A 21656-nucleotide genomic window follows, 5' to 3' on the forward strand; every position below is an offset into this window, starting at 1 on the left:
GTCTGGCATGTCGCTTGCACAGCCTATGGTGCGGTGCAAACAACCAGCTTGGGAGCGTGTCATATGAGGGGTAATTTCGCGAAAATAACAAAGATCCTGTCGGCGGGCGTCGTCGCGGCCGGCCTGCTGGCCTCGGCTTCCGCCGAGGCCGCGGAAGACACGATCAAGGTCGGCATTCTGCATTCGCTGTCGGGGACCATGGCGATTTCGGAGACGACGCTGAAAGACGCCATGCTGATGCTCATCGAGCAGCAGAACGCCAAGGGCGGCCTGCTCGGCAAGAAGCTCGAGGCCGTGGTTGTCGATCCGGCTTCCAACTGGCCGCTGTTCGCTGAAAAGGCGCGCGAGCTCATTTCGAAGGACAAAGTGGCGGCGGTGTTCGGCTGCTGGACCTCGGTGTCGCGCAAATCGGTGCTGCCGGTGTTCTCCGAGCTCGACAACATCCTGTTCTATCCCGTCCAGTATGAGGGCGAGGAAAGCGAGCGCAACGTGTTCTACACCGGTGCCGCTCCGAACCAGCAGGCCATTCCGGCGGTCGACTATCTGATGAGCAAGGACGGCGGCTCGGTGAAGCGTTGGGTGCTGGAAGGCACCGACTACGTCTATCCGCGCACCACCAACAAGATCCTCGATGCCTATCTGAAGTCCAAGGGCGTCGCGGCCGAAGACATCATGACCAACTATACGCCGTTCGGCTTCTCCGACTGGCAGACCGAAGTTTCGGCGATCAAGAAGTTTGGTTCGGCCGGAAAGAAGACCGCCGTCGTTTCGACCGTCAACGGCGACGCCAATGTGCCGTTCTACAAGGAACTCGGCAACCAGGGCATCAAGGCCGAGGACATCCCGGTCATGGCCTTCTCGGTCGGCGAAGAGGAACTGGCCGGCCTCGACACCAAGCCGCTGGTCGGACATCTCGCCGCGTGGAACTATTTCGAGAGCGTCAGCACGCCCGAGAACAAGAAGTTCATCTCCGACTGGCACAAGTTCATCAAGAACAACAAGCGCACCACCAACGACCCGATGGAAGCCCACTATATCGGCTTCAACATGTGGGTGAAGGCGGTTGAAAAGGCGGGCACCACCGATCCGGACAAGGTCATCGACGCCATGGTCGGCGTTTCAGTGCCGAACCTGACCGGCGGCTACTCGACAATGATGCCGAACCACCACATCACCAAGCCGGTGCTGATCGGCGAAATCCAGGCCAACGGCCAGTTCGAAACGGTTTCGAAGACGCCAGGCCTGGTGATGGGCGACGAATGGTCCGACTATCTGCCCGACTCCAAAGACCTGATTTCCGATTGGCGCGCGCCGCTCAGCTGCGGCAACTTCAACGTCAAGACCGGCAAGTGCGGCGGCAAGGGCACGAACTGATCCTCCCCGGGCTGGACTTCCGGGTCCATGTCCAAGACCGCGCGCGTCCGGACGGTTTCCTCCACTGTCCGGACGCCCAGTTCAACCTTCAAGGGTCATCAAAAACCGATGAAGATCTTCCATGCGATGGGCCTGACGCTCTTGCTCCTGTTGACGACGCTGTCGTCTTCGGGCGCCGCGGAAGCCGATCTGCGTGCCATTATCGCCAAGTTCGCTACGGTAACGGACTTTTCCGAGACAGAAGCTGTCGTTCAAGAGTTGACAGCCACAGGCGATCCAACTGTCGAACGGCCGCTTGCTGCCTTGGCGGACGGCAATCTTTACAGCCGCGCGGCCGATTCGATGGTGTTCATCGGCAAGGAAGGCGACGACAACGTCCAGCTGTTCGACCCTCTGAGCGGCGAAGCAGCGGGCGAGGCCTCTGCGGACGACATAACCAAGGTCAGCGTCAACAACACGTTGCGTCGCGCCATCCGCGATGCATTGGGCACGTTGACGCTCGGCTCCAAGGATCCGACTGTCCGCATCGCCGCCGCCGACACCATGTTCAAGACACCGGACGCCGCCAATATCGAGCCGCTCGACGCAGCGATCGCCAGTGAAAGCGTGGCCAGCGTCAAGGCCTTGCTGGAACAGGCACGTGCTGCTTCCGTGCTGGTTTCAGACAAACCCGAAGCTGACAAGCTCGCCGCGATCGCGTTGATCGGGGCGCGTGGCGACCGCAACGCGGTGTCGCTCCTCACCTCCGTCGAGGCCAACGCCTCCGGAGCAGTCAAGGAAGCGGCGACGGCGGCGATCGCCAACATCAATTCAACACTGGCGCTCTGGGATGCCGGCCAGAACATCTGGTACGGCATTTCGCTCGGATCGGTGCTGCTCTTGGCCGCGATCGGGCTCGCCATCACCTTTGGCGTCATGGGCGTCATCAACATGGCGCATGGCGAGATGGTGATGCTGGGGGCCTACACCACCTTCGTCGTCCAGCAGGTGATCCGCACGTCGTTTCCCGGGCTGTTCGACTGGTCGCTGATCATCGCGCTGCCGCTTGCCTTCCTGGTCGCGGCCCTGGTCGGCCTGGCCATCGAGCGCGGCATCATCCGCTTCCTCTACGGCCGTCCGCTGGAGACGCTTCTGGCCACCTGGGGCGTGTCGCTGGTCCTGCAGCAGGCGGTGCGCACCATTTTCGGGCCGACCAACCAGGAGGTCGGCAATCCGTCCTGGATGTCCGGCTCGTTCGATGTCGGCCAGCTCGCCATCACCTGGAACCGGTTGTGGATCCTGGTCTTCGCGCTCCTGGTGTTCGGCGTGCTGCTCTATGTCATGAAGCGCACGTCCTGGGGCCTGCGGATGCGCGCCGTCACCGCCAACCGGCGCATGGCGGCGTCGATGGGCATCAGGACGCCCTGGGTCGATGCGCTGACCTTCGCGCTTGGATCCGGTATCGCCGGCATTGCCGGCGTGGCGCTCAGCCAGATCGACAATGTCTCGCCCAATCTCGGCCGCGGCTACATCATCGACAGTTTCATGGTCGTCGTCTTCGGCGGCGTCGGCAATCTGTGGGGCACGCTGGTCGGCGCCTTCTCGCTCGGCATCCTCAATAAATTCCTGGAACCCTATGCCGGCGCCGTGCTCGGCAAGATCGTCGTCCTGGTGCTGATCATCCTGTTCATCCAGAAACGCCCGCGCGGCCTGTTCGCGCTCAAGGGCAGGGCGGTGGAAGCATGATCACACGACGCTTCTTCGGCGCCGACCGCCGCATCGCCATCACCATCTTCATCCTGCTGGCGGCGGCCGTCATCGTGCCGGTGCTCAATCTTGCCGTGTCGCCAAGCAGCGCCTTCTACGTCCCGTCCTACATGGTGGCGCTTACGGGCAAGTATCTCAGTTACGCGCTGCTGGCGCTCGCGCTCGATCTGGTGTGGGGTTATTGCGGCATCCTCTCGCTCGGCCATGGCGCGTTCTTCGCGCTCGGCGGCTATGCGATGGGCATGTATCTGATGCGCCAGATCGGCTCGCGCGGCGTCTACGGCAACCCGATCCTGCCCGACTTCATGGTGTTCCTGAACTACAAGGAATTGCCCTGGTTCTGGACCGGCTTCGACCATTTCTGGTTCGCGGCGCTGATGGTGCTGGCCGTGCCCGGGCTGCTTGCCTTCATCTTCGGCTGGTTCGCCTTCCGCAGCCGCGTCACCGGCGTCTATCTGTCGATCATCACCCAGGCGATGACCTATGCGCTGCTGCTTGCCTTCTTCCGCAACGACATGGGTTTCGGCGGCAACAACGGCCTGACCGATTTCAAGGACATTCTGGGCTTCAACGTACAGGCCGATGCGACCCGCTCGGCGCTGTTTGCGGCCAGCGCCGTCACGCTTGCGCTCGCCGTGTTCCTCACCTGGGCAATCGTCGGTTCCAAATACGGCAAGCTGCTGATGGCGGTGCGCGACGCCGAGAGCCGCACCCGCTTCCTTGGCTGGCGGGCGGAGAACGTCAAGCTGTTCGCCTTCACTGTCTCGGCGGTGATGGCCGGCATCGCCGGCGCGCTTTACGTGCCGCAGGTCGGCATCATCAATCCCGGCGAATTCGATCCGGCCAACTCGATCGAGGTGGTGATCTGGACCGCCGTCGGCGGGCGCGGCACCATTGTCGGCCCGATCGTCGGCGCGCTGCTCGTCAACGCCGGCAAATCCTGGTTCACCGGCGTGCTGCCGGAATACTGGCTGTTCGCGCTGGGCGGATTGTTCGTCGCCGTCACGCTGCTGCTGCCCAAGGGCATTGTCGGCATGTGGGATTCCTGGCGTGGCAATGCCCGAGCGATGCGCGCTGCCTTGGTCGCCGAAGAAGCCGCCATCGACGCGGAAGAACCGAAGATCGTGCGCTCGGCGGCGACCGCGCCCGGCGCCTGGTCGGCCTCCGGCCCCGAACCGCAGCCGGCGGAGTGAGCGACCCCATGAGCAAGTCGAACACCATCCTCTATCTCGACGGCGTCTCGGTTTCCTTCGACGGTTTTCGCGCCATCAACAATTTGTCGCTGGTGCTCGACAAGGGTGAGATGCGGGCGATCATCGGTCCCAACGGCGCCGGCAAGACGACGATGATGGACATCGTCACCGGCAAGACACGGCCCGACGAGGGCGAGGTGTTCTTCGACGGCCAGGTCGATCTCACCCGCCATGACGAAGCCGAGATCGCCATGATGGGCATCGGCCGCAAATTCCAGAAGCCGACCGTCTTCGAAAGCCATACGATCGAGGAAAACCTGATGCTGGCGCTGAAGGGGCCGCGTTCGATCTTCCCGGCGCTGTTCCATCGCCGCTCCGCCGGCGAAACGCGCCAGATCGACGACATCCTCGGCGTGATCCGGCTTGGCGACAAGCGTGACGTGCTCGCCGCCAATCTGAGCCACGGCCAGAAGCAATGGCTGGAGATCGGCATGCTCTTGGCGCAGGACCCGAAGCTCTTGCTCGTCGACGAGCCGGTCGCCGGCATGACCGACGCCGAGACCGAGGAGACCGCGCGCCTGCTCAAGGACATTGCGCGCGACCATTCGGTGATCGTGGTCGAGCACGACATGCATTTCGTGCGCGAGCTCGGCGTCAAGGTCACCTGTCTGCATGAGGGCGCGGTGCTGTCGGAGGGCACGCTCGATTTCGTCTCGGCCGACGAGCGTGTCGTCGAAGTTTATCTGGGGAGATGAGCATGGTGTGGCGGGTGCAATTCCATCGCTTCGATCTGTCGTTCCTCCGGTTCTGGAGAAGGCGCTGACATGCTCGAAGTTTCCAACGCCACGCTTCACTACGGCGCCGCCCAGGCGTTGCGCGGCGTTTCGCTGAAGGCGGGCGCCGGCAAGATCACTTGCGTGCTCGGCCGCAACGGCGTCGGCAAGACCAGTTTGATGAGATCGATCGTCGGCCATCACCGGCTGACGAGCGGAAGCGTTGCCTTCGAGGGGAAGGCGCTCGACCGGAGCGCGGCGTATGATCGCGCCCGGTCGGGCATCGCATTCGTGCCGCAGGGCAGGGAAGTCTTCCCGCTGCTGACGGTGCGCGAAAACCTGGAATCCGGTTTTTCACCGCTCAAGCGCGCCGACCGTAATATTCCAGCGCATGTCTTCGAGCTGTTTCCGGTGTTGAAGCAGATGCTGGGACGTCGCGGCGGCGATCTCTCCGGCGGCCAGCAGCAGCAGCTCGCCATTGGCAGGGCGCTGGTGATGCGGCCGAAGCTGCTTGTGCTCGACGAGCCGACCGAAGGCATCCAGCCCTCGATCATCAAGGATATCGGCCGCGCCATCCGCTACCTGCGCGACCAGGCCGGGATCGCCGTGCTCCTGGTCGAGCAATATCTCGATTTCTGCCGTGAGCTTGCCGACGAGGTCAACATCATGGACCGCGGCCAGATCGTCCACACCGGACCGGCGGAAGATTTAGATCGCGCCGATGTTCGGAAGTTCCTTACTGTGTAGCCCAGATTTTCATCGCTGAACGGCTGCGCGGATCGCGCACGTTGAATATTAGCTGAACTTCCCAAAGCGCTTCGTCATTCTAGGGCGGAGCAAGGAGCGCAGCGACGCGCGCAGACCCTAGAATCCATGCCGCGACATCCGCCGAAGAGCGCCGCGGTAGAGAATAAAATTACTTCTGCGGCGCATTTTGCCCCATTCTTTGCACCGTTCGCAACGCTTCGAAGTCACGGCATGGATCCCTGGGTCTTCGCTCCGCTTCGCGTCGCTACGCCCAAGGATGACGAAGTCGCGAGGTTCGCATACTACCCCCTGGCACCAGTAATACTGCATGCTAGTCTTTTCTTGGCCTTGGTGAGTCGGCCGCTTTCCGTACCAGTCGCAGATGAACGGGAAAGTCGGGGCTTGGCCCGCAAGTTTCACGCAAGCCAGTCCTCCTAGCTTTCCCCGCAGTGATTGTCGGTCAATGCGTCCAAAAAGAATCTTGCCAGGGGAAAAGGCGATGGAGCGTTTTGTCGAGGACTATCAGAAGCGGCGCCTCACCGAGCGCGTCGATATCATGACGGCGATCAACATCCTGATGTCGCAGGGCTTCGACCAGGATGACCTGCTGGATGAAATAACCAAGGTTTTCTACGTCGATCTCGATGCCTTCTACGACGTGATAGCGCATCACTGAAGGCTAGAGCGTTTCACCGTTTCACGGAAACGGCGAACCGCTCTATCTCCTTGTTTTGACGCAATTCCGGACAGAAAACCGCTCACACTTTTCCTGGAATTGCTCTAGAAGACGGACTTACCCGGCGCGACGGAAGTCGAGCACGCGGTTGCGGCCGCCGCGCTTGGCCGCATAGAGCGCCTTGTCGGCGGCGCTGAGCACCTTGTCGAAGCTGGTGCCTTCATTGCTGCCGAAAGCGAAGCCGGCGCTGACCGTGCATCTCAGCTGGCCCGTCTCTGTTTCAATCGCGCGCGCGGCCAACGCTGCTCTGATCCGCTCGGCAGCGCCCTCGACCATCTCCGGCATCGTGCGCTTCAGCACCAGCGCGAATTCCTCACCGCCCATGCGCGCGGCGATGTCGTTCGGGCGCAGGCTGACCATCAGTTCTTCGGCAAAGACCTTCAGCACCTCGTCGCCGGCGGCGTGGCCGTATTGGTCGTTGATCGCCTTGAAGCCATCGAGATCGAAAACCACCACGGCCGTGAAAGCGCCGACAGGCGTTTTGCCGTGCAAGTCGAAGAGCGCGCGGCGGTTGAGCAGTCCGGTCAGCGCGTCGGTTTGCGCCTCGTGCTGGTGATGGCGGGCGATCCGCCCCTGGTTCAGCGCCAGCGACAGCCCACCGATGCCGGTCATCGCGGCGATGACGATGACGAGGTTCAGATCTTCCGCCCAGTTGCTCGGCGCGTGGCCGAGGACCAGCTTGCCGCCCAGCACCAGCATGGCCGAGCACAAAACGAAGGATGCGGCGGTCAATGAATAGAGCAGCGCCACGCCGACAAGATGCACAGGGGCTTCGCGCCGACCCCGCCAATATTCATAGGCAGTGCCGAACAGCAGAAGTGCTGCGAAGAGATCTCCGATATGAAGCCCAGCCCGTCATAGCCGAGCGCCATGGGCGGCAAGGTGAAGGCAAAGAGACGCCGGCGCCGAGCACGATGCGCGGCAGCGGCGAGCGTCCGGTCCGGAACTGATGCGAGGCGCCCAGCATCACCGAGAAGCCGAGCAGAAGCAGCGCAAGCGTCGCCACGCCAAGCGTCGGCCCGGGCTTTGCGATATAGGCGTCGTAGACGAAGACCTCGGCCACGATAACCAGCACGCTGATCGCCCATGTCAGCAGGAACTTGTCGGTACGAGCGGTCAGCCACGTCCCGAACAATGTGAGGCTCAGGCAGGCAGCGGAAAAGCCGACGGCCAGAAGCAATGAATTGTAGTCGAGCAGCATAAACGCGTCCTTGCCGACGCCGGGCCTCTGCAACCTGACGTAGGCGCATTAGTGCAGCAAGGAAGTATCGATTGCGTTACGATCGCCGCGAAGATGCGAGGGTTTTGCCGGTTGCGCCGGTGCGGGCAGATCCAGGCGGTGGCCTAGTTTTTCGGCGCCAGGTCGCCCAGACTTTCAAGCAACGGCCCCAAGTGCCGGGCGTATGGCTTCCATTTGGCCACCGACGTCGTGCTGATCGGGCGCCTCACCTGCGACAGGCTGGCGGTGCGGACCGGGCGGGTGTTTTCGTGGAACCGCATCACCTCGTCGTTCCACGGCAGACCGCAATGGTTGAGTAACCGGCGGATCTGCGGTTCCGGGTCGCCGACCAATTCCTCGTAATCGACCCTCAGCACCCTTGCGGGCAGCACGCGGTCCCAATGATCCATGACCGCGACATAGCGCCGATACTGCGCTCCCAGCGCGGCGAGATCGTAGGTGAATTCATGTCCGGTGCGGAACTGACGTTGGTAGCAGGCCAGGCAATTGTCGACCGGGTCGCGCCTTATGTCGATGATGATGGCATCGGGCAGGCAGAGGTCGATCATACCGATATGGACGTAATTGCCGAGCATCTTGTTGACGATCATGGTGGCCTGCGCATCGATCTTGCGCAACCTGGCGATGTACTCGCGACCGATATCCCGGAAATAGGTGGCGACCGGAGCTGGCGGTTGGTCGGGACGCTTGCCGCCATCGCGGCTCGGACCACCATAAGGCCAACGCATGTTGGTCAGGATGGACAAGTCGGGAATTTCGCCGGCGCCGAAGACGCCGGGGTGGCTGGCCAGTATCTGCTCGACCAGCGTCGAACCCGAGCGCGGCATGCCGACGATGAAGACGGGAACGCGGCTACGCTCGCCATGGCCGCCAAATCTTGACAGGAACTGCGGCGTGAAGGTGTCCCGAACGTAGTCGCAGAGGAGCTTGTGTGCCGTTGCCGCTGCCTCCGGCGTCGTCAGCCGCGGCTTCTCTCCGGCCGGCGCGATTGCCTTGGTCGGTGCGGCATCGTCGCCAAGCGCGGCCAAAGTAAGATCATTGGCCTCCTTCAAGGCAGCAAATGCCTCTTCATGCCTGCCCCGGCGTCGGAAGATCTCCGCGATCGAAAATAAAAAGCTGGCCCTTATGCCCTGCGGGATCTTCTGGTCATGGCCGGCCCTTGCCATCAGCGCGCAATGCTGGTCGGACAACGCCTCGGGCATATTGAAGGCGAGATGGCTGTAGGGGCGCGGGTCGTTGGGATTCGCCTCGATCATCGTGCGGCAGATCCGGGCCAGGCTGTCGAACTGTCCAAGGTTGGCATAGGTCGTGGCCAGTTCGGCCCGGGCGCGACCCAATCCCGGGTTCAGCTTGAGCGCCAGGTTGAAGCCCGATGCGGCCAGCTCCAGGCGTCCGGCGTAGCGATGAGCCAGGGCGAGATTGTACTGCGCCTCGGCACTGCCGGGCAGTTCCTTGGCGATTCTGCTTGAGCAGCCGCACGGCTTCGGCGAGGTCGCCATGCTCCATTTCCACCAGGGCAAAGACCTCGAGCGCCGGCAGGTTTTTCGGCGCGCCGCGCAGAATAGCCTCGGCGGTTGCGCGGGCGCGCCTGAAGTCGCCGGCAAGGTGCAGCCTGCGGGCTTCGGCAATGAGGCGGTCGAGCGAAAAACTGTTGCTATTCTGCAACTTAATTACCAATCCCTAATCCTGCCGGAAAACACCAATTGTTGCGGCGTGTAAAGAGTTACGTAGGGTGATGACATCCGCCGAGGGCGGTGTCTACGGGTGGTAGGGATAGCATGAAATTTCTGACAGCGGGCTTGTTTGCCTCGGTTTCGGCAATGGCGCTTGCGCTCCCGGCGACGGGTGCCCGCGCCGACCAGAGCGTCATACAATACTTCATTTGTCAGAACATCTATTGTCAAGGAGGGACGAGTGGCACGTCCTATATAGGGCCCGCACTTGATTCAGCTATTGCGCAGACATCGTCCGTTCCAGGTGGTGCTGTCGAAGCATCGGCGACTAACGGTGTCGTGACGGACGCCTATGACGGTTGGGGCGCAATCTACGGCACGACCAACACCGGCGATGCCTACAACAGCCCCTACGCCACAGCGTTCAACGGCCTCACCGCGGCACGCCAGACGCAATCTTACGTCGCTGTGCCGGGCCTCCCGGCCAACTCAATTCGCTGGTTCGACAGCTTCACCAACAACACGGGCAGCAGTATTTCCGCCAACGTGGCCTTTGGCGGCAATCTGGGTTCCGACAGCGCTACCTATGTGCACGCGTCGGGACCGGGCTATGTCGTGACTGGGCAGAACCAAGTCGGTAACTATACCGATCCCGTCATCGCGCATATCTACGGCAACAACGACTACGCCTTCAATCAGACCACGACGCACTTCGTGAACGGCGACGACAATCCCTACATCATCTTTCCGCTGACGGTTGCCCCCGGCCAGACCGTGTCGATCATGAATGTCGATATCCTGTTCGGCGACAACGCCAGAACGGGCACCGATCAGGCAGTCTATCTGCAGGACGTCGCGCTGGCGACCCAGCAGGCGCAGCTCTTCGTCAACAGTCCGGTGTTCGATGGCTTGACGGTCGAACAGATCCAGACGCTGGTGAACTGGAGCGTGCTGGTCGACGGCAGCCTGCCCGCCGCCGGCGCAGTGACCGGCCTGTCGCAAAGCATGCATGACGCGTTCGACGGCATCCTCAACCGTGACGCCGTGATCTGGACGAACGGCTACAACGCTCCCGGAATGGTGACCGGCGCTTTGCAGTACGCTGCCGAAAATGCACCAGGCGGAAAGCAGGACGGCGCGGCTGCGCTCGCCAACGAGATCGGCGAGAAAGGCGGCAAGGTCGCGGTTACCAATGTCGACGGCACGCGCAGTTACTTGTTCGGTGGCTACACCACCGGTTCGCGCGACTATTCGGCGGGCGACCTCGATTTCGATGGTTACCTGGCCGGTATCGGCATCGAGCACAATTTTGCATCTGGACTGCTGCTCGGCATCGCCGGCGGCTACGCGCATGGCAGCGGCGACATCGGCGGCGTCTATTCCGATATCACCAACAAGCAATACACCGTCGCGCCCTATGCGCGCTGGGTGGCGCCGACCGGCACAATCCTGGATGCGCGAATTTCGCTGTCGAACAGATCCTGGACCTATTCCCGCACCGCGGGAGCGGGCACAGCGAATGCGGATATCGACGGCAGCAGCTTCGGCGCCCGCATCGGCGTGGCGCAGCCATACGACATGCCGGTGGCCACCATCACGCCCTTCGCCAACCTGTCTTACCTGCGCACGCATGTCGACGGTTACACCGAGACCGACGCCGGCACGGGCAACCTCAATGTTCCATCCTATTCGGTCGACCATCTCGAGGGCTTCGTCGGTGTCTCGGCGGCGAAGGACTGGACTATGGCGAATGGCGGCAAGCTGCGCGGCTTCGTCAGCGTGGGCGTCGGCGACAGCTTCCTCGGCAACGACTCCATCTCGACCTCCTACACCAGTTCGCCGACAATTTTCTTGAGCGAGATCGACACGCAAAAAGGTGCGTTCGGCCGCGTCGAGGCCGGGCTTTCGGCGAACATTACGCCGAACATGGCCTTGACCTCGACTTATGGCGGGCAGTTCGGCAGTGGCCACAACCAGCACACGATCAGCATCGGGTTCGACGTGAAGCTGTAACAGGGGCCGGTGGTGGTCAGCCGACCCGTTTCATCAGCGCCATGGCGCCGAAGGGCGCGCGCACCTTGCCTTCGGTGATGAAGTAGACGAACACGTCGCGCGGCTTGACCGGCGCATCGGTCTTGGCATCGGCGCGCGGCAGGTCGGCGGGCTGCTTGCCTTGCGCCCAGGTCTTGACCCGCGCCGCCCATTCATCGAGGCCTTTCGGCGTGTAGCAGTCGGGATTGTCGTCGCTGCCCGTCTGCAACCGTGCATAGATAAAGTCGCCGGTGACGTCGGCGATCGCGGGATATTTCGCGTGGTCTGCATAGACGATCGCGGCGTTGTATTTTCGCGCAAGCGCGGGGAATTCCGGCACGATGAAACTGTCGTGGCGGACTTCCAGCGCATGGCGCAGCGGCACGCCATCCTGCTTCTCCGGCAGCAGCTTCAGGAAGGCTTCGAAATCGTCGGGGTCGAACTTCTTCGTCGGCGCGAACTGCCACAGGATCGGCCCGAGTTTTTCGCCGAGCGCGGCGACGCCGGAACCGAGGAAACGCATCATCGATTCACCGGCTTCACCGAGCACGCGGCGGTTGGTGACGAAGCGGTTGCCCTTCAGCGAAAAGACGAAGCCGTCCGGGGAGTCGCCCGCCCATTTGACGAAGGTCGGCTCCTTAAAGCTGGAATAATAGGTGCCATTGACCTCGATGCTCGGCACCTGGCGGCTGGCGTAGTGCAGCTGCTTGGCCTTGGCGAGCTTGTCCGGGTAGAAAGAGGTATCCCAGGGCTCGAAGGTCCAGCCGCCCATGCCCGAGCGGATTTTTCCTTGGCTCATTGTTTTCCTCCTCAGTGTTTCAAAATACGATCAGGCTTGTCGACCGGCTTCACCATGTCGACCAATGTCCATCCTGGGCGGTACGGATTGGCGCGGCGACCCGTTTCGCGATAGCCGTAAGCCGAATAGAGCGCGATGTTCCGCTCCATCAGCGAATTGGTATAGAGCCGCACCTCCGGCAGACCCCAAGACCGCGCTTGCTCGTCGGCGAAGCCGAGCAGCTTGATGCCGAGTTTTTTCCCTGGAAGGCAGGCGAAACGGCGACGCTGAAGATCATGGCGTGGTCCGCGTGGCGCTCGAGAACGATCAGCCCGGCCATTTGCGAGCCATCTTCCAGCAGCCAGAGCTCGCCGCGCGCGATGCGCGGCGCATAATCCTCGGTCACCGGGATCGGCGGCCCGCCGAAGACGGGTATGTAAGGCGCATAGGCATCCGAAGTCAGCGCGACGATGGCGGCAAGATCGTCGGGGAGAGCGAGTCTCATGGTTGGTCAACTCCGGCAGCGGCCGAAATAACCTTCTGCATGCCTGCGGCAATCGCCGCAACGGCATCGCGGCTGGCGTCGCCGAGGCCATGCCGCTCGGCCAGCCATTGCGCGTCATTGTAGGACAGCCAGACCTTGCCTTGCTCATCCTCCCAGGCCAGCGCCTTGACAGGCAGGTCGATGCCGGCAAGTTGCTGGTCCTGCATCAGCGGCGTCCCGCCTTTCGGATGGCCGAAGACCAGCAATTCGGTCGGGCGCAGCGAGGCGCCGACCTCATGCGCGCCGGCGGCATGGTCGATGCGCGCGAACACACGCAAACCGGCGCCTGTTGCGATCTCGGCCAACCGGTCAATCGTCTTGGCCACGCTGAAACGGCTTTCGACGGAGATCAGGCCGTTTTCAGCCATCACTCAGCCGCTTCGCGTTTGCCTCCCGGACGCCGCTCCAGAAGCTCTTTCAGGAACTGGCCGGTATAGCTGCGTTTTTCGCGCACGATCGCTTCCGGCGTGCCGGACGCGACCAATTCGCCGCCGCCGTCGCCGCCTTCGGGGCCGAGATCGAGCACCCAGTCGGCTGTCTTGATGACTTCGAGATTGTGCTCGATGACCACCACCGTGTTGCCCTGGTCGACCAGCTCGTGCAGCACCTCCAGGAGCTTGGCCACGTCGTGGAAATGCAGCCCGGTGGTCGGCTCGTCGAGGATGTAGAGCGTCTTGCCGGTCGCCTTGCGTGACAATTCCTTGGCGAGTTTTATGCGCTGCGCCTCGCCGCCGGACAGCGTCGTCGCCTGCTGGCCGATATGGATGTAGCCAAGGCCGACCTGCTTCAGCGTCTCCAGCTTGTCGCGCACGCCGGGCACGGCGGCGAAGAAGTCGACGCCTTCCTCGACCGTCATGTCGAGCACGTCGGCGATCGACTTGCCCTTGAACAGCACGTCGAGCGTCTCGCGGTTGTAGCGCTTGCCGTGGCAGACGTCGCAGGTGACGTAGACGTCGGGCAGGAAGTGCATCTCGATCTTGATGACGCCGTCGCCCTGGCAAGCCTCGCAGCGGCCGCCCTTGACGTTGAAGGAGAAACGGCCTGGCTGATAGCCGCGCGCCTTGGCTTCCGGCAGACCCGCGAACCAGTCGCGGATCGGCGTGAAAGCGCCGGTATAGGTTGCCGGATTGGAGCGCGGCGTGCGGCCGATCGGCGATTGGTCGATGTCGATGACCTTGTCGAGGAATTCCAGGCCCTCGATGCGATCATGCTCGGCCGGATGCTCGCGCGAGCCCATGATGCGGCGCGACGCCGCCTTGAACAGCGTCTCGATCAGGAAGGTCGACTTGCCGCCGCCGGAAACGCCGGTGACCGCGGTGAAGGTGCCGAGCGGGATTTCCGCCGTGACATTCTTCAGATTGTTGCCGCGCGCGCCGACAACCTTGATGCGGCGATTTTTCTTGGCCTCGCGCCTGACACCTGGTGTGGCCACTTCGAGCGCGCCCGACAGATATTTGCCGGTGATCGAATTTGGGTTGGCCATCACCTGCCGAGGCGTGCCCTGGGCGATGATCTCGCCGCCATGAATGCCTGCGGCCGGGCCCATGTCGACGACATAGTCGGCATGCAGGATGGCGTCCTCGTCATGCTCGACGACGATCACCGTGTTGCCGATATCGCGCAGGTGCTTCAACGTGTCGAGCAGGCGGGCATTGTCGCGCTGGTGGAGGCCGATCGACGGTTCGTCGAGCACATAGAGCACGCCGGTCAGACCGGAGCCGATCTGCGAGGCGAGCCGAATGCGCTGGCTCTCGCCGCCCGACAGCGTGCCGGAATTGCGCGACAGCGTCAGATAGTCGAGACCGACATCGTTCAAGAAGCGCAGGCGCTCGCGGATTTCCTTGAGCACGCGCACCGCGATCTCGTTCTGCTTGTCGTTGAGCTGCGCCGGCAGGTCGGTGAACCACTGGTCGGCCTTGCGGATCGACTGCTCGGTGACCTCGCCGATGTGCTTGCCGGCGATCTTCACCGCAAGCGCTTCCGGCTTCAGGCGATAGCCGTTGCAGGCCAGGCAGGGGGTGGCCGACATGAAGCGCTCGATCTCCTCGCGCATCCAGGCCGATTCCGTTTCCTTCCAGCGCCGGTCGAGATTGGGGACCACGCCTTCGAAGGTCTTGGTGGTCTTGTAGGAGCGCAGGCCGTCATCATACTGGAAAGTGATCTCGCGCTCGCCCGTGCCATGCAGCACGGCATTCTGCGCTTCGGCGCTCAGATCCTTGAACTTGTCGCCAAGCTTGAAGCCATAGGCCTTGCCGAGCGCCTCGAGCGTCTGCGCGTAATAGGGCGAAGTCGACTTCGCCCATGGACTGATCGCGCCATCGCGCAGCGAGACGTTTTCGTCCGGCACGACCAAATTTACATCGATGGCGCGCTGGCTGCCGAGGCCGTCGCAGGTCGGGCAGGCGCCGAACGGGTTGTTGAAGGAAAACAGCCTGGGCTCGATCTCCGGAATGGTGAAGCCGGACACCGGGCAGGCGAATTTCTCCGAGAACAGAATGCGCTCATGCGTCTCGTTCTTCGACTTGTTGACGGCATCGTCGCCGGTCTGGCTGGCGTCGAGCGGCTTGTCGGCGAACTCGGCCACGGCCAGCCCGTCGGCGAGCTTGAGCGCGGTTTCCATCGAATCCGCGAGCCGCGTCGCGAGATCGCCACGCACCACGATGCGGTCGACGACGACGTCGATGTCATGCTTGTATTTCTTATCCAGCGCCGGCACGTCGGCAATCTCGTAGAAGACGCCGTCGACCTTGACGCGCTGGAAACCCTTCTTCTGCAGCTCAAGCAGTTCCTTGCGGTATTCACCCTTGCGGCCGCGCACGATCGGCGCGAGCAGGAACAGGCGCGTGCCTTCCTCCAGCGCCAGCACGCGATCGACCATCTGGCTGACCGTCTGGCTCTCGATCGGCAGGCCGGTGGCCGGCGAATAGGGAATACCGACGCGCGCGAAGAGCAAGCGCATATAGTCGTAGATCTCGGTGACGGTGCCGACCGTCGAGCGCGGGTTCTTCGAGGTCGTCTTCTGCTCGATCGAGATGGCGGGCGACAGGCCGTCGATCTGGTCGACGTCCGGCTTCTGCATCATCTCGAGGAATTGCCTTGCATAGGCCGACAGGCTTTCGACGTAGCGGCGCTGGCCCTCGGCATAGATTGTGTCGAAAGCGAGCGACGATTTGCCGGAGCCCGACAGGCCGGTCATGACGATCAGGCTGTCACGCGGCAGGTCGAGATCGACATTCTTGAGATTGTGTTCGCGCGCGCCGCGAATGGAAAGATATTTATGGTCGGCCATCGCCGGTCGCCGCCTCAGGTCTGGAATTTGCTGGATTGGCGGGTTGCCCCCGGCCATCCCTTATGTAGGTGGTTTCGTCGCCAAGTCGAGTGACGCCACAAATCTCGACCAGAAGCGTTTAACCGTCTTTCGCGCGAGCGGGCAAGCGGAAAGAACAAAGGCCGAACATGCTCCTGACAAAACTGTGGAAACAATAGGTACCGACACGGCGCCCGGTCTGGTCCATCAAGGCACTCGACTTACCTGCACGTAACCTGCCGGCGATCACGTTTTTCCGTAACCGGCTATTCAATGGTTGACGTGCCCGGCTGAGGGGCGCAGTCTCGAAGGCGTCAACGAAGCCGGCCGTCTTTCGATGGCCTCGCCGCCCAACAGGCGGCCTGCGAGACGCCGCAGGTGATAGCGATTAGCGCTTCGAACGACATTGTCGCAACGGACCCAGGAGCGGAGCATGACGCCACCGGACAGTCCCTTGAGGCTCCACACATGATGGAGCCGCGGCGGGCACAAGTGCCAGGGCAGGCGTGAGCGTTGGCCCGACAAACCGTGACTTGCCGTTTCCCCAAAATTAGAGACGATAGTCGGATCGTCGGCTGAACGCCGCGATGCATCCGAAACAGAACGCTGGAAGTACACTTCCGGCTAGTTTGGATTTCAGATCCATGAGAGCCCCGTCTGACTGCGGAAGCAGCGGCGGGGCTTACATTTTGACCGAAGGACTCTCTCGACCCGGCGACCGTCTTGCGATCAGTGGTTCGGAATCCGGGTGCCGCCCGTCCCCATGTCGACGGTTATGCTGCCGCCGATCCTGACATCGGTGTTGCCGATCTTGAACGAGCCGTCGCTGCCGGCGGGCAAGTCATCCGGTTCCGGCTGCGGCGCGGGCTTGGCGATGCGGTAATCGCCGCTGACGCCCGGCAGTTTTTGCGATGCGTTGTCGTCGGCAAAGGCAGTTGTGTCGGCCAGCATGGCTCCAACGAGCACCGCAAGGGCGATGTGCAAGCTCTTCAAGGTGTGGCCTCGGATCATTCCCGAACTATAGAGACGCGATCGAAGCGAAGCCAGACGCGCGGCGATCAAATCGCCGCGCGGTGGCTATCACGCCGCTTTCTTGCGGCTGTCGTAGACGTGGTCGACAAGGCCCCAGACCCTGGCTTCCTCGGCGCTCATGAAATAGTCGCGGTCGAGCGTGCGCTCGACCTCCTCATAGGTCCGGCCGCAATGCCTGGCGTAGAGTTCGGTCATGTGCTGCTTGGTGCGCACGATGTCCTCGGCGTGGCGCTGGATGTCGGAGGCCTGGCCCTGGAAGCCGCCAAGCGGCTGATGCAGCACGATGCGTGTGTTGGGCAGCGCGATGCGCCGGCCCGGCGCGCCGGCCATCAGCAGGAACGAGCCCATCGAGGCGGCAAAGCCCATGCACACGGTCGCGACCGGGCAGGAAATGTACTGCATGGTATCGTAGATGGCGAAGCCGCTGGTCACCATGCCGCCGGGCGAGTTGATGTAGATCGAGATCTCCTTGTCGGGATGGTCGGATTCCAGCGATAGAAGCTGGGCGCAGACCAGCGCCGACACGTTGTCGTTGATCTCGCCGTTGATGAAGACGATGCGCTCGCGCAGCAGCCGCGAGAAAATATCGAAAGAACGCTCGCCTCGGCTCGATTGCTCGATCACCATCGGCACCAGATTGCCAATGCTCATGGCATATTCCCTCCTCTTTCGTGTTCAGGCCGCGCGCAGCATCATGCAGGGCGCATTGGCGGCGGTGGGGTTCTTGCGCGCGTCGAGCGAAAGCCCGCAGCCGGCGCCCGAGATGGCGACAAGAGACTGCGCCGCCGGCACAAAGCCGTCATGGACGATGCGAAGCTGCGTGCCGCCGGCCGCGGTGCGCGCCAGCGTGAAGGTGACGATGCTGTCAAAGGCCGGGAGCTCGGCTGTGTCCGCACCGGGCTGTTCGCGCCAGGAGAAGCGCAGCAGCCTGCCAGGTTCGGCGTCGAGCACCTTGCATTCGATCGGTGCTGCCGGCCCAGCCAAGGTGAAGCGCTCGCCGGGTTCCGGCTTGATGTCATTGGGCATCAGCCATGCGGCGAGCAGTTCCGGCTCGCTCAGCGCCCGCCAGACCTTTTCCGGCGGATCGTCCAACTCGCATTCGAAGCTGAGCGGCGCCTCGGTGGCTGTCATTGGGTGTTCGATTGCCGTCATTGGTCCATTTCCTTCAGAACCGTCTTCAATTTCTCGATGCGTTCCGGCCAGAAGGCGCGGTAGCGGTCGATCCAGCCAAGCAGCGGATCGAGCCCTTGCGGGTCGACGCGGTAATAGGCGTTGCGGCCGGCCCGCCGCTCGACCACCAGCCCAGCGCCGCGCAGCACGGCGAGGTGCTGCGAGACCGCCGGCTGCGACACGCTCGTGCCGGCGCGCAGCTCGGACACCGACATCTCGCTTGCGGTCAGCCGCTCATAGACGGCGCGCCGTGTCGGATCGGCCAGTGCCCGGAAAATCTCTGCTTCGATCATGGCAAAAGCATAAGTCGATACTTATCGATTTGGCAAGCGCCTATTTGATCGCCATATCCAAACGTATGTTCGAACACCGCCTTGCTGCCATTCCTTGACAGAATGGGCGGCTGATACTAGAACAAAAATAGAACAAAAACCTTGTGGGAAAAGCCAGCCTTTGCAGGCGTGAGCGATCCCAAGGCTGTAAGGTGAGCGACTTAAAATTTGTTTCGGATGAGCGCGGAGAAATACGATGGCGGGTAGCGTCAACAAGGTCATTCTGGTCGGCAATCTCGGGGCGGACCCGGAAGTCCGCCGCCTGAATTCGGGCGAGCCGGTCGTCAACATTCGCATCGCGACCTCGGAAAGCTGGCGCGACAAGAATTCCGGCGAGCGCAAGGAAAAGACCGAGTGGCACAATGTCGTCATCTTCAATGAGGGCATCGCCAAGGTGGCCGAGCAGTATTTGAAGAAAGGCATGAAGGTCTATGTCGAGGGCCAGCTGCAGACGCGCAAATGGCAGGACCAGACCGGCGCCGACAAGTACACGACGGAAGTCGTGCTGCAGAAATTCCGCGGCGAGTTGCAGATGCTCGACGCGCGCGGCCAGGGTGAAGGCGGCCAGGTCGGCAATTATTCCGGCGGCAACAGCAGCCGTGGCTCCGATTTCGGCCAGTCCAGCCCGAATGAAAGTTTCAACCGCGGCGGCGGCAGCGCCCCGAGGGGCGGCGGCGGTTCGTCGCGTGAACTGGACGACGAAATCCCGTTCTAAGCATTTCGCGATGGTTGTTTGAGGGCAGGCGCGATGTCGCTCGGACCGCTTCTGTCGGCGCCGCCTCCCATTCCATGGCATGCCTTCGCGGCTTTTGCCGCGCTTGCGGTCGGCGGCGCCCAACTGGCGCTGCCCAAAGGCACGATGCGTCACCGCGTGCTAGGCTATGCCTGGGTGGTGCTGATGCTGGTCGTCGCCATCTCCAGTTTCTGGATCCAGCAGATACGCTTGATCGGGCCGTTCAGCCCGATCCACCTGCTGTCGATCCTGGTCCTGATAACAGTGCCGTTGGCGGTCTGGCATGCGCGCAACCACCGCGTGGCGAAGCATCGCAAGGTGATGATCTCGCTCTATATTTTCGCGTTGATCGGCGCGGGCGTCTTCACTCTGTTGCCCGGCCGGATCATGTATTCGGTGGTGTTCGGCCAATAGAGCGGCCGGCGGCTTTTTAAGGAAAACGACAGTGAAAGCACGCGTCAAATGGGTTGAGGAACGCACCTTCGTCGGCGAGTCCGGCAGCGGCCATAAGCTGGTGCTGGGTACCGCGCGTGGCCCGGACGGCGCGACGCCGGGGCCGAGCCCGATGGAACTGGTGCTGATCGGCACCGGCGGCTGCTCGACCTATGACGTCGTGCACATCCTCGAAAAAGGCCGTGAGGCGATCGAGGATTGCGTGGTCGAGCTCGACGCCGACCGGGCCGAGACCGATCCCAAAGTGTTCACCCGCATCCACATGCATTTCATCGTCAAGGGCCGCGCGCTGTCGCATGACAAGGTCAAACGCGCGATCGACCTGTCGATCGAGAAATACTGCTCGGCCAGCGCCATGATGGCCAAGACGGCGACGCTTACGCATGACTTCGAAGTCGTTGATACTGCAGCGAAATAGGGCAGTGGCGGCTACCGTTCAACCCGCCATTAGCGCCTTGATGCCATCGGCCACGAATTGCACCGCCAATGCCGCCAGGATGACGCCGAGCAGGCGGGTCAGGATGGAGCGGCCGGTCTGGCCGAGGATGCGGTCGATGCGTTCCGACAGCACGAACACCAGATAGGTGATGGCGAGGCACAGGAAGATGATGCCGACCAGGGCGGCCTGCGCGGCAACGCCCTGGAACGAGCCCGACAGCAGCACCGTCGCCGAGATCGCGCCGGGCCCGGCGATCAGCGGGATCGCCAGCGGGAAGGCGGCGATGTTGTGGATCATGTCCTTGGTGATGGCGACGTCGCCGATCTTTTCCTTGCGGTCTTGGCGGCGCTCGAACACCATTTCGAAGGCGATGAAGAACAACAGGAAGCCGCCGGCGACACGGAAGGCCGGCAGCGTGATGCCGAACACCGACAGGATCGAGGCGCCGGCAACCGCAAACAGCGCCATCACCAGGAAGCCGATGATCGAGGCGCGCACCGAGACCTGACGACGCTCGTCGCGGTTCATGCCGCGCGTCACGGCAAGGAAGAGCGGCGCCAGTCCGGGCGGGTCGATGGTCACCAGGATGGTGACGAAGGCGTTGAACAGGCTGTCGAAGCTCGGCATCGTCCCCTCCCGCCGGGCGAAACCCGAACCCTGCAATTGGTAGAGCAAAGCCGGGGCGCTGAAAACAGGGGCGACGGAAATGGTGCGCAAGCTGTGAAAGCCGCGAAGGACCGCGACCTTCCGTTCCGAGCGATTTTTCAGGGACTATCGAGCTTCATCCATACGCCGGCCAGGAACTCGACCTCCATGCGCCAGGTTGCGCCGCCGTCATGCGAGCGCTCGCCGAGCCAACGGAACGAATCCTCGGTGATGCGCGAAAAGCTCCAACGCACCGACGCGCCGCTGCCGTCGGCGCCGACCTGACTGATTGTGTCGCCCTCCAGATGTGCGAGCTGCCGGCTGTAATACTGGTTGCGAGGGTCGCTCCAGAAGATGTGCCAGGCATCTTCACGAGGATCGTAGACGCGCAGCGTCGTGCCGTAGAAGGTCCAGGGACCGAGCGAAGGCGAGGGGCCGGCGTCGCGGGCGGGCAGGATCCAGACGTCCTGGACCGCCTTGCCTTCCAGGACCCAGCCGAAATGCACCTCGCCTCGCCCGGTGAGCCTGGTGCCGTCCTCCTGAATGCGTGTGGCGTCGAACGTCCAGGCGCCGATAAAGCGGCCGTAGAGCTTCAGCTTGTCGGCAAGATTGGGATCGGGGCCGTCGCTGTGCAGAGCTTCGGCAAAGGTATCGGTCATGCTTGCCGCCTCCTTTGTCAGAGAACGGGCGAGCAATAGGGGTATGGCGGC

General features: G+C 62.6%; 21 protein-coding genes and 2 pseudogenes. 11 read left to right on the forward strand and 12 right to left on the reverse strand.

Translation table 11 applies throughout. From position 1 onward, the window contains the following. Positions 1-63: 63 nt before the first annotated feature. The 6 genes from urtA (at position 64) to ACVDG8_RS36105 (ending at position 6509) form a co-directional block, all read left to right on the forward strand. Positions 64-1374, forward strand: coding sequence for an urea ABC transporter substrate-binding protein (gene urtA / locus ACVDG8_RS36080; protein ID WP_447252737.1), 1311 nt, complete (start codon positions 64-66; stop codon positions 1372-1374). A gap of 108 nt (positions 1375-1482) precedes the next feature. Beyond that, positions 1483-3099, forward strand: a complete 1617-nt coding sequence (gene urtB / locus ACVDG8_RS36085; protein WP_447252738.1) for an urea ABC transporter permease subunit UrtB — start codon at positions 1483-1485, stop codon at positions 3097-3099. Continuing rightward, positions 3096-4313, forward strand: a complete 1218-nt coding sequence (gene urtC / locus ACVDG8_RS36090; protein WP_447252739.1) for an urea ABC transporter permease subunit UrtC — start codon at positions 3096-3098, stop codon at positions 4311-4313. The genes urtB and urtC overlap by 4 nt, the downstream gene beginning before the upstream one ends. A gap of 8 nt (positions 4314-4321) precedes the next feature. Continuing rightward, the gene (gene urtD / locus ACVDG8_RS36095; RefSeq protein ID WP_447252740.1) at positions 4322-5068 is read left to right on the forward strand and encodes an urea ABC transporter ATP-binding protein UrtD; all 747 of its coding nucleotides are present in this window, start codon (positions 4322-4324) and stop codon (positions 5066-5068) included. Between the two features lie 69 nt (positions 5069-5137). Further along, a complete protein-coding gene (gene urtE / locus ACVDG8_RS36100; RefSeq protein WP_371010701.1) occupies positions 5138-5833 on the forward strand; it encodes an urea ABC transporter ATP-binding subunit UrtE in 696 nt (231 codons plus the stop codon). A 499-nt stretch (positions 5834-6332) separates the two neighbouring features. Beyond that, positions 6333-6509: a hypothetical protein gene (locus ACVDG8_RS36105; protein WP_447252741.1), complete on the forward strand. Its 177-nt coding sequence runs from the start codon at positions 6333-6335 to the stop codon at positions 6507-6509. A 117-nt stretch (positions 6510-6626) separates the two neighbouring features. On the opposite strand, the pseudogene ACVDG8_RS36110 reads toward ACVDG8_RS36105, so the two are convergent. Beyond that, positions 6627-7770, reverse strand: a pseudogene (locus ACVDG8_RS36110) (GGDEF domain-containing protein). Between the two features lie 143 nt (positions 7771-7913). Continuing rightward, positions 7914-9308: a tetratricopeptide repeat-containing sulfotransferase family protein gene (locus ACVDG8_RS36115; RefSeq protein ID WP_455707452.1), complete on the reverse strand. Its 1395-nt coding sequence runs from the start codon at positions 9306-9308 to the stop codon at positions 7914-7916. Between ACVDG8_RS36115 and ACVDG8_RS36120 the strand changes: the two genes are divergently transcribed. Further along, positions 9307-9528 carry a hypothetical protein gene (locus tag ACVDG8_RS36120; RefSeq protein WP_455707453.1) on the forward strand — a complete coding sequence of 74 codons (222 nt, stop codon included), beginning with the start codon at positions 9307-9309 and terminating at the stop codon, positions 9526-9528. The two genes, ACVDG8_RS36115 and ACVDG8_RS36120, sit on opposite strands and share 2 nt — an antisense overlap. Before the next feature lie 293 nt (positions 9529-9821). Next, positions 9822-11495, forward strand: coding sequence for an autotransporter outer membrane beta-barrel domain-containing protein (locus ACVDG8_RS36125; protein WP_455707454.1), 1674 nt, complete (start codon positions 9822-9824; stop codon positions 11493-11495). A gap of 16 nt (positions 11496-11511) precedes the next feature. Here the strand turns inward: ACVDG8_RS36125 and ACVDG8_RS36130 are convergent, their stop codons facing one another. The 8 genes and pseudogenes from ACVDG8_RS36130 to ACVDG8_RS36165 form a co-directional block, all read right to left on the reverse strand. Further along, complete coding sequence (locus tag ACVDG8_RS36130) at positions 11512-12312, reverse strand: DUF72 domain-containing protein (protein ID WP_447252745.1); 801 nt, start codon at positions 12310-12312, stop codon at positions 11512-11514. 11 nt (positions 12313-12323) lie between these two features. Continuing rightward, positions 12324-12796, reverse strand: a pseudogene (locus ACVDG8_RS36135) (GNAT family N-acetyltransferase). Beyond that, entirely contained in the window at positions 12793-13203 is a 411-nt protein-coding gene (locus tag ACVDG8_RS36140; RefSeq protein WP_447252747.1) for a DUF302 domain-containing protein, read from the reverse strand. The pseudogene ACVDG8_RS36135 and the gene ACVDG8_RS36140 overlap by 4 nt, the downstream one beginning before the upstream one ends. Beyond that, positions 13203-16124 (reverse strand): excinuclease ABC subunit UvrA, encoded by a 2922-nt coding sequence (gene uvrA, locus ACVDG8_RS36145; RefSeq protein WP_447252748.1) that lies wholly within the window; start codon positions 16122-16124, stop codon positions 13203-13205. Before uvrA ends, ACVDG8_RS36140 begins: the two co-directional genes overlap by 1 nt. Positions 16125-16871: 747 nt before the next feature. Continuing rightward, entirely contained in the window at positions 16872-17093 is a 222-nt protein-coding gene (locus ACVDG8_RS36150) for a hypothetical protein (protein WP_447252749.1), read from the reverse strand. 129 nt (positions 17094-17222) lie between these two features. Next, positions 17223-17825: an ATP-dependent Clp protease proteolytic subunit gene (locus ACVDG8_RS36155; RefSeq protein ID WP_371010693.1), complete on the reverse strand. Its 603-nt coding sequence runs from the start codon at positions 17823-17825 to the stop codon at positions 17223-17225. Positions 17826-17849: 24 nt separating this feature from the next. Further along, on the reverse strand, positions 17850-18326 hold the full coding sequence (locus tag ACVDG8_RS36160) for an SRPBCC family protein (RefSeq protein WP_447252750.1): 477 nt from the start codon (positions 18324-18326) through the stop codon (positions 17850-17852). Next, a complete protein-coding gene (locus tag ACVDG8_RS36165; RefSeq protein ID WP_447252751.1) occupies positions 18323-18637 on the reverse strand; it encodes an ArsR/SmtB family transcription factor in 315 nt (104 codons plus the stop codon). Before ACVDG8_RS36165 ends, ACVDG8_RS36160 begins: the two co-directional genes overlap by 4 nt. A 235-nt stretch (positions 18638-18872) precedes the next feature. Between ACVDG8_RS36165 and ACVDG8_RS36170 the strand changes: the two genes are divergently transcribed. Genes ACVDG8_RS36170 through ACVDG8_RS36180 form a run of 3 tightly spaced genes read left to right on the forward strand, consistent with a single transcriptional unit; the run spans position 18873 to position 20280 of the window. Further along, positions 18873-19391 carry a single-stranded DNA-binding protein gene (locus ACVDG8_RS36170; RefSeq protein ID WP_447252752.1) on the forward strand — a complete coding sequence of 173 codons (519 nt, stop codon included), beginning with the start codon at positions 18873-18875 and terminating at the stop codon, positions 19389-19391. Positions 19392-19424: 33 nt separating this feature from the next. Beyond that, the gene (locus ACVDG8_RS36175; RefSeq protein WP_447252753.1) at positions 19425-19823 is read left to right on the forward strand and encodes a DUF2306 domain-containing protein; all 399 of its coding nucleotides are present in this window, start codon (positions 19425-19427) and stop codon (positions 19821-19823) included. 31 nt (positions 19824-19854) lie between these two features. After that, positions 19855-20280: an OsmC family protein gene (locus ACVDG8_RS36180; protein ID WP_447252754.1), complete on the forward strand. Its 426-nt coding sequence runs from the start codon at positions 19855-19857 to the stop codon at positions 20278-20280. 18 nt (positions 20281-20298) lie between these two features. Here the strand turns inward: ACVDG8_RS36180 and ACVDG8_RS36185 are convergent, their stop codons facing one another. Beyond that, the gene (locus tag ACVDG8_RS36185) at positions 20299-20928 is read right to left on the reverse strand and encodes a MarC family protein (protein WP_447252755.1); all 630 of its coding nucleotides are present in this window, start codon (positions 20926-20928) and stop codon (positions 20299-20301) included. Between the two features lie 137 nt (positions 20929-21065). Beyond that, complete coding sequence (locus ACVDG8_RS36190) at positions 21066-21605, reverse strand: hypothetical protein (protein WP_447252756.1); 540 nt, start codon at positions 21603-21605, stop codon at positions 21066-21068. Positions 21606-21656: the final 51 nt, after the last annotated feature.

It is taken from the genome of Mesorhizobium sp. ORM8.1 (assembly GCF_053005525.2).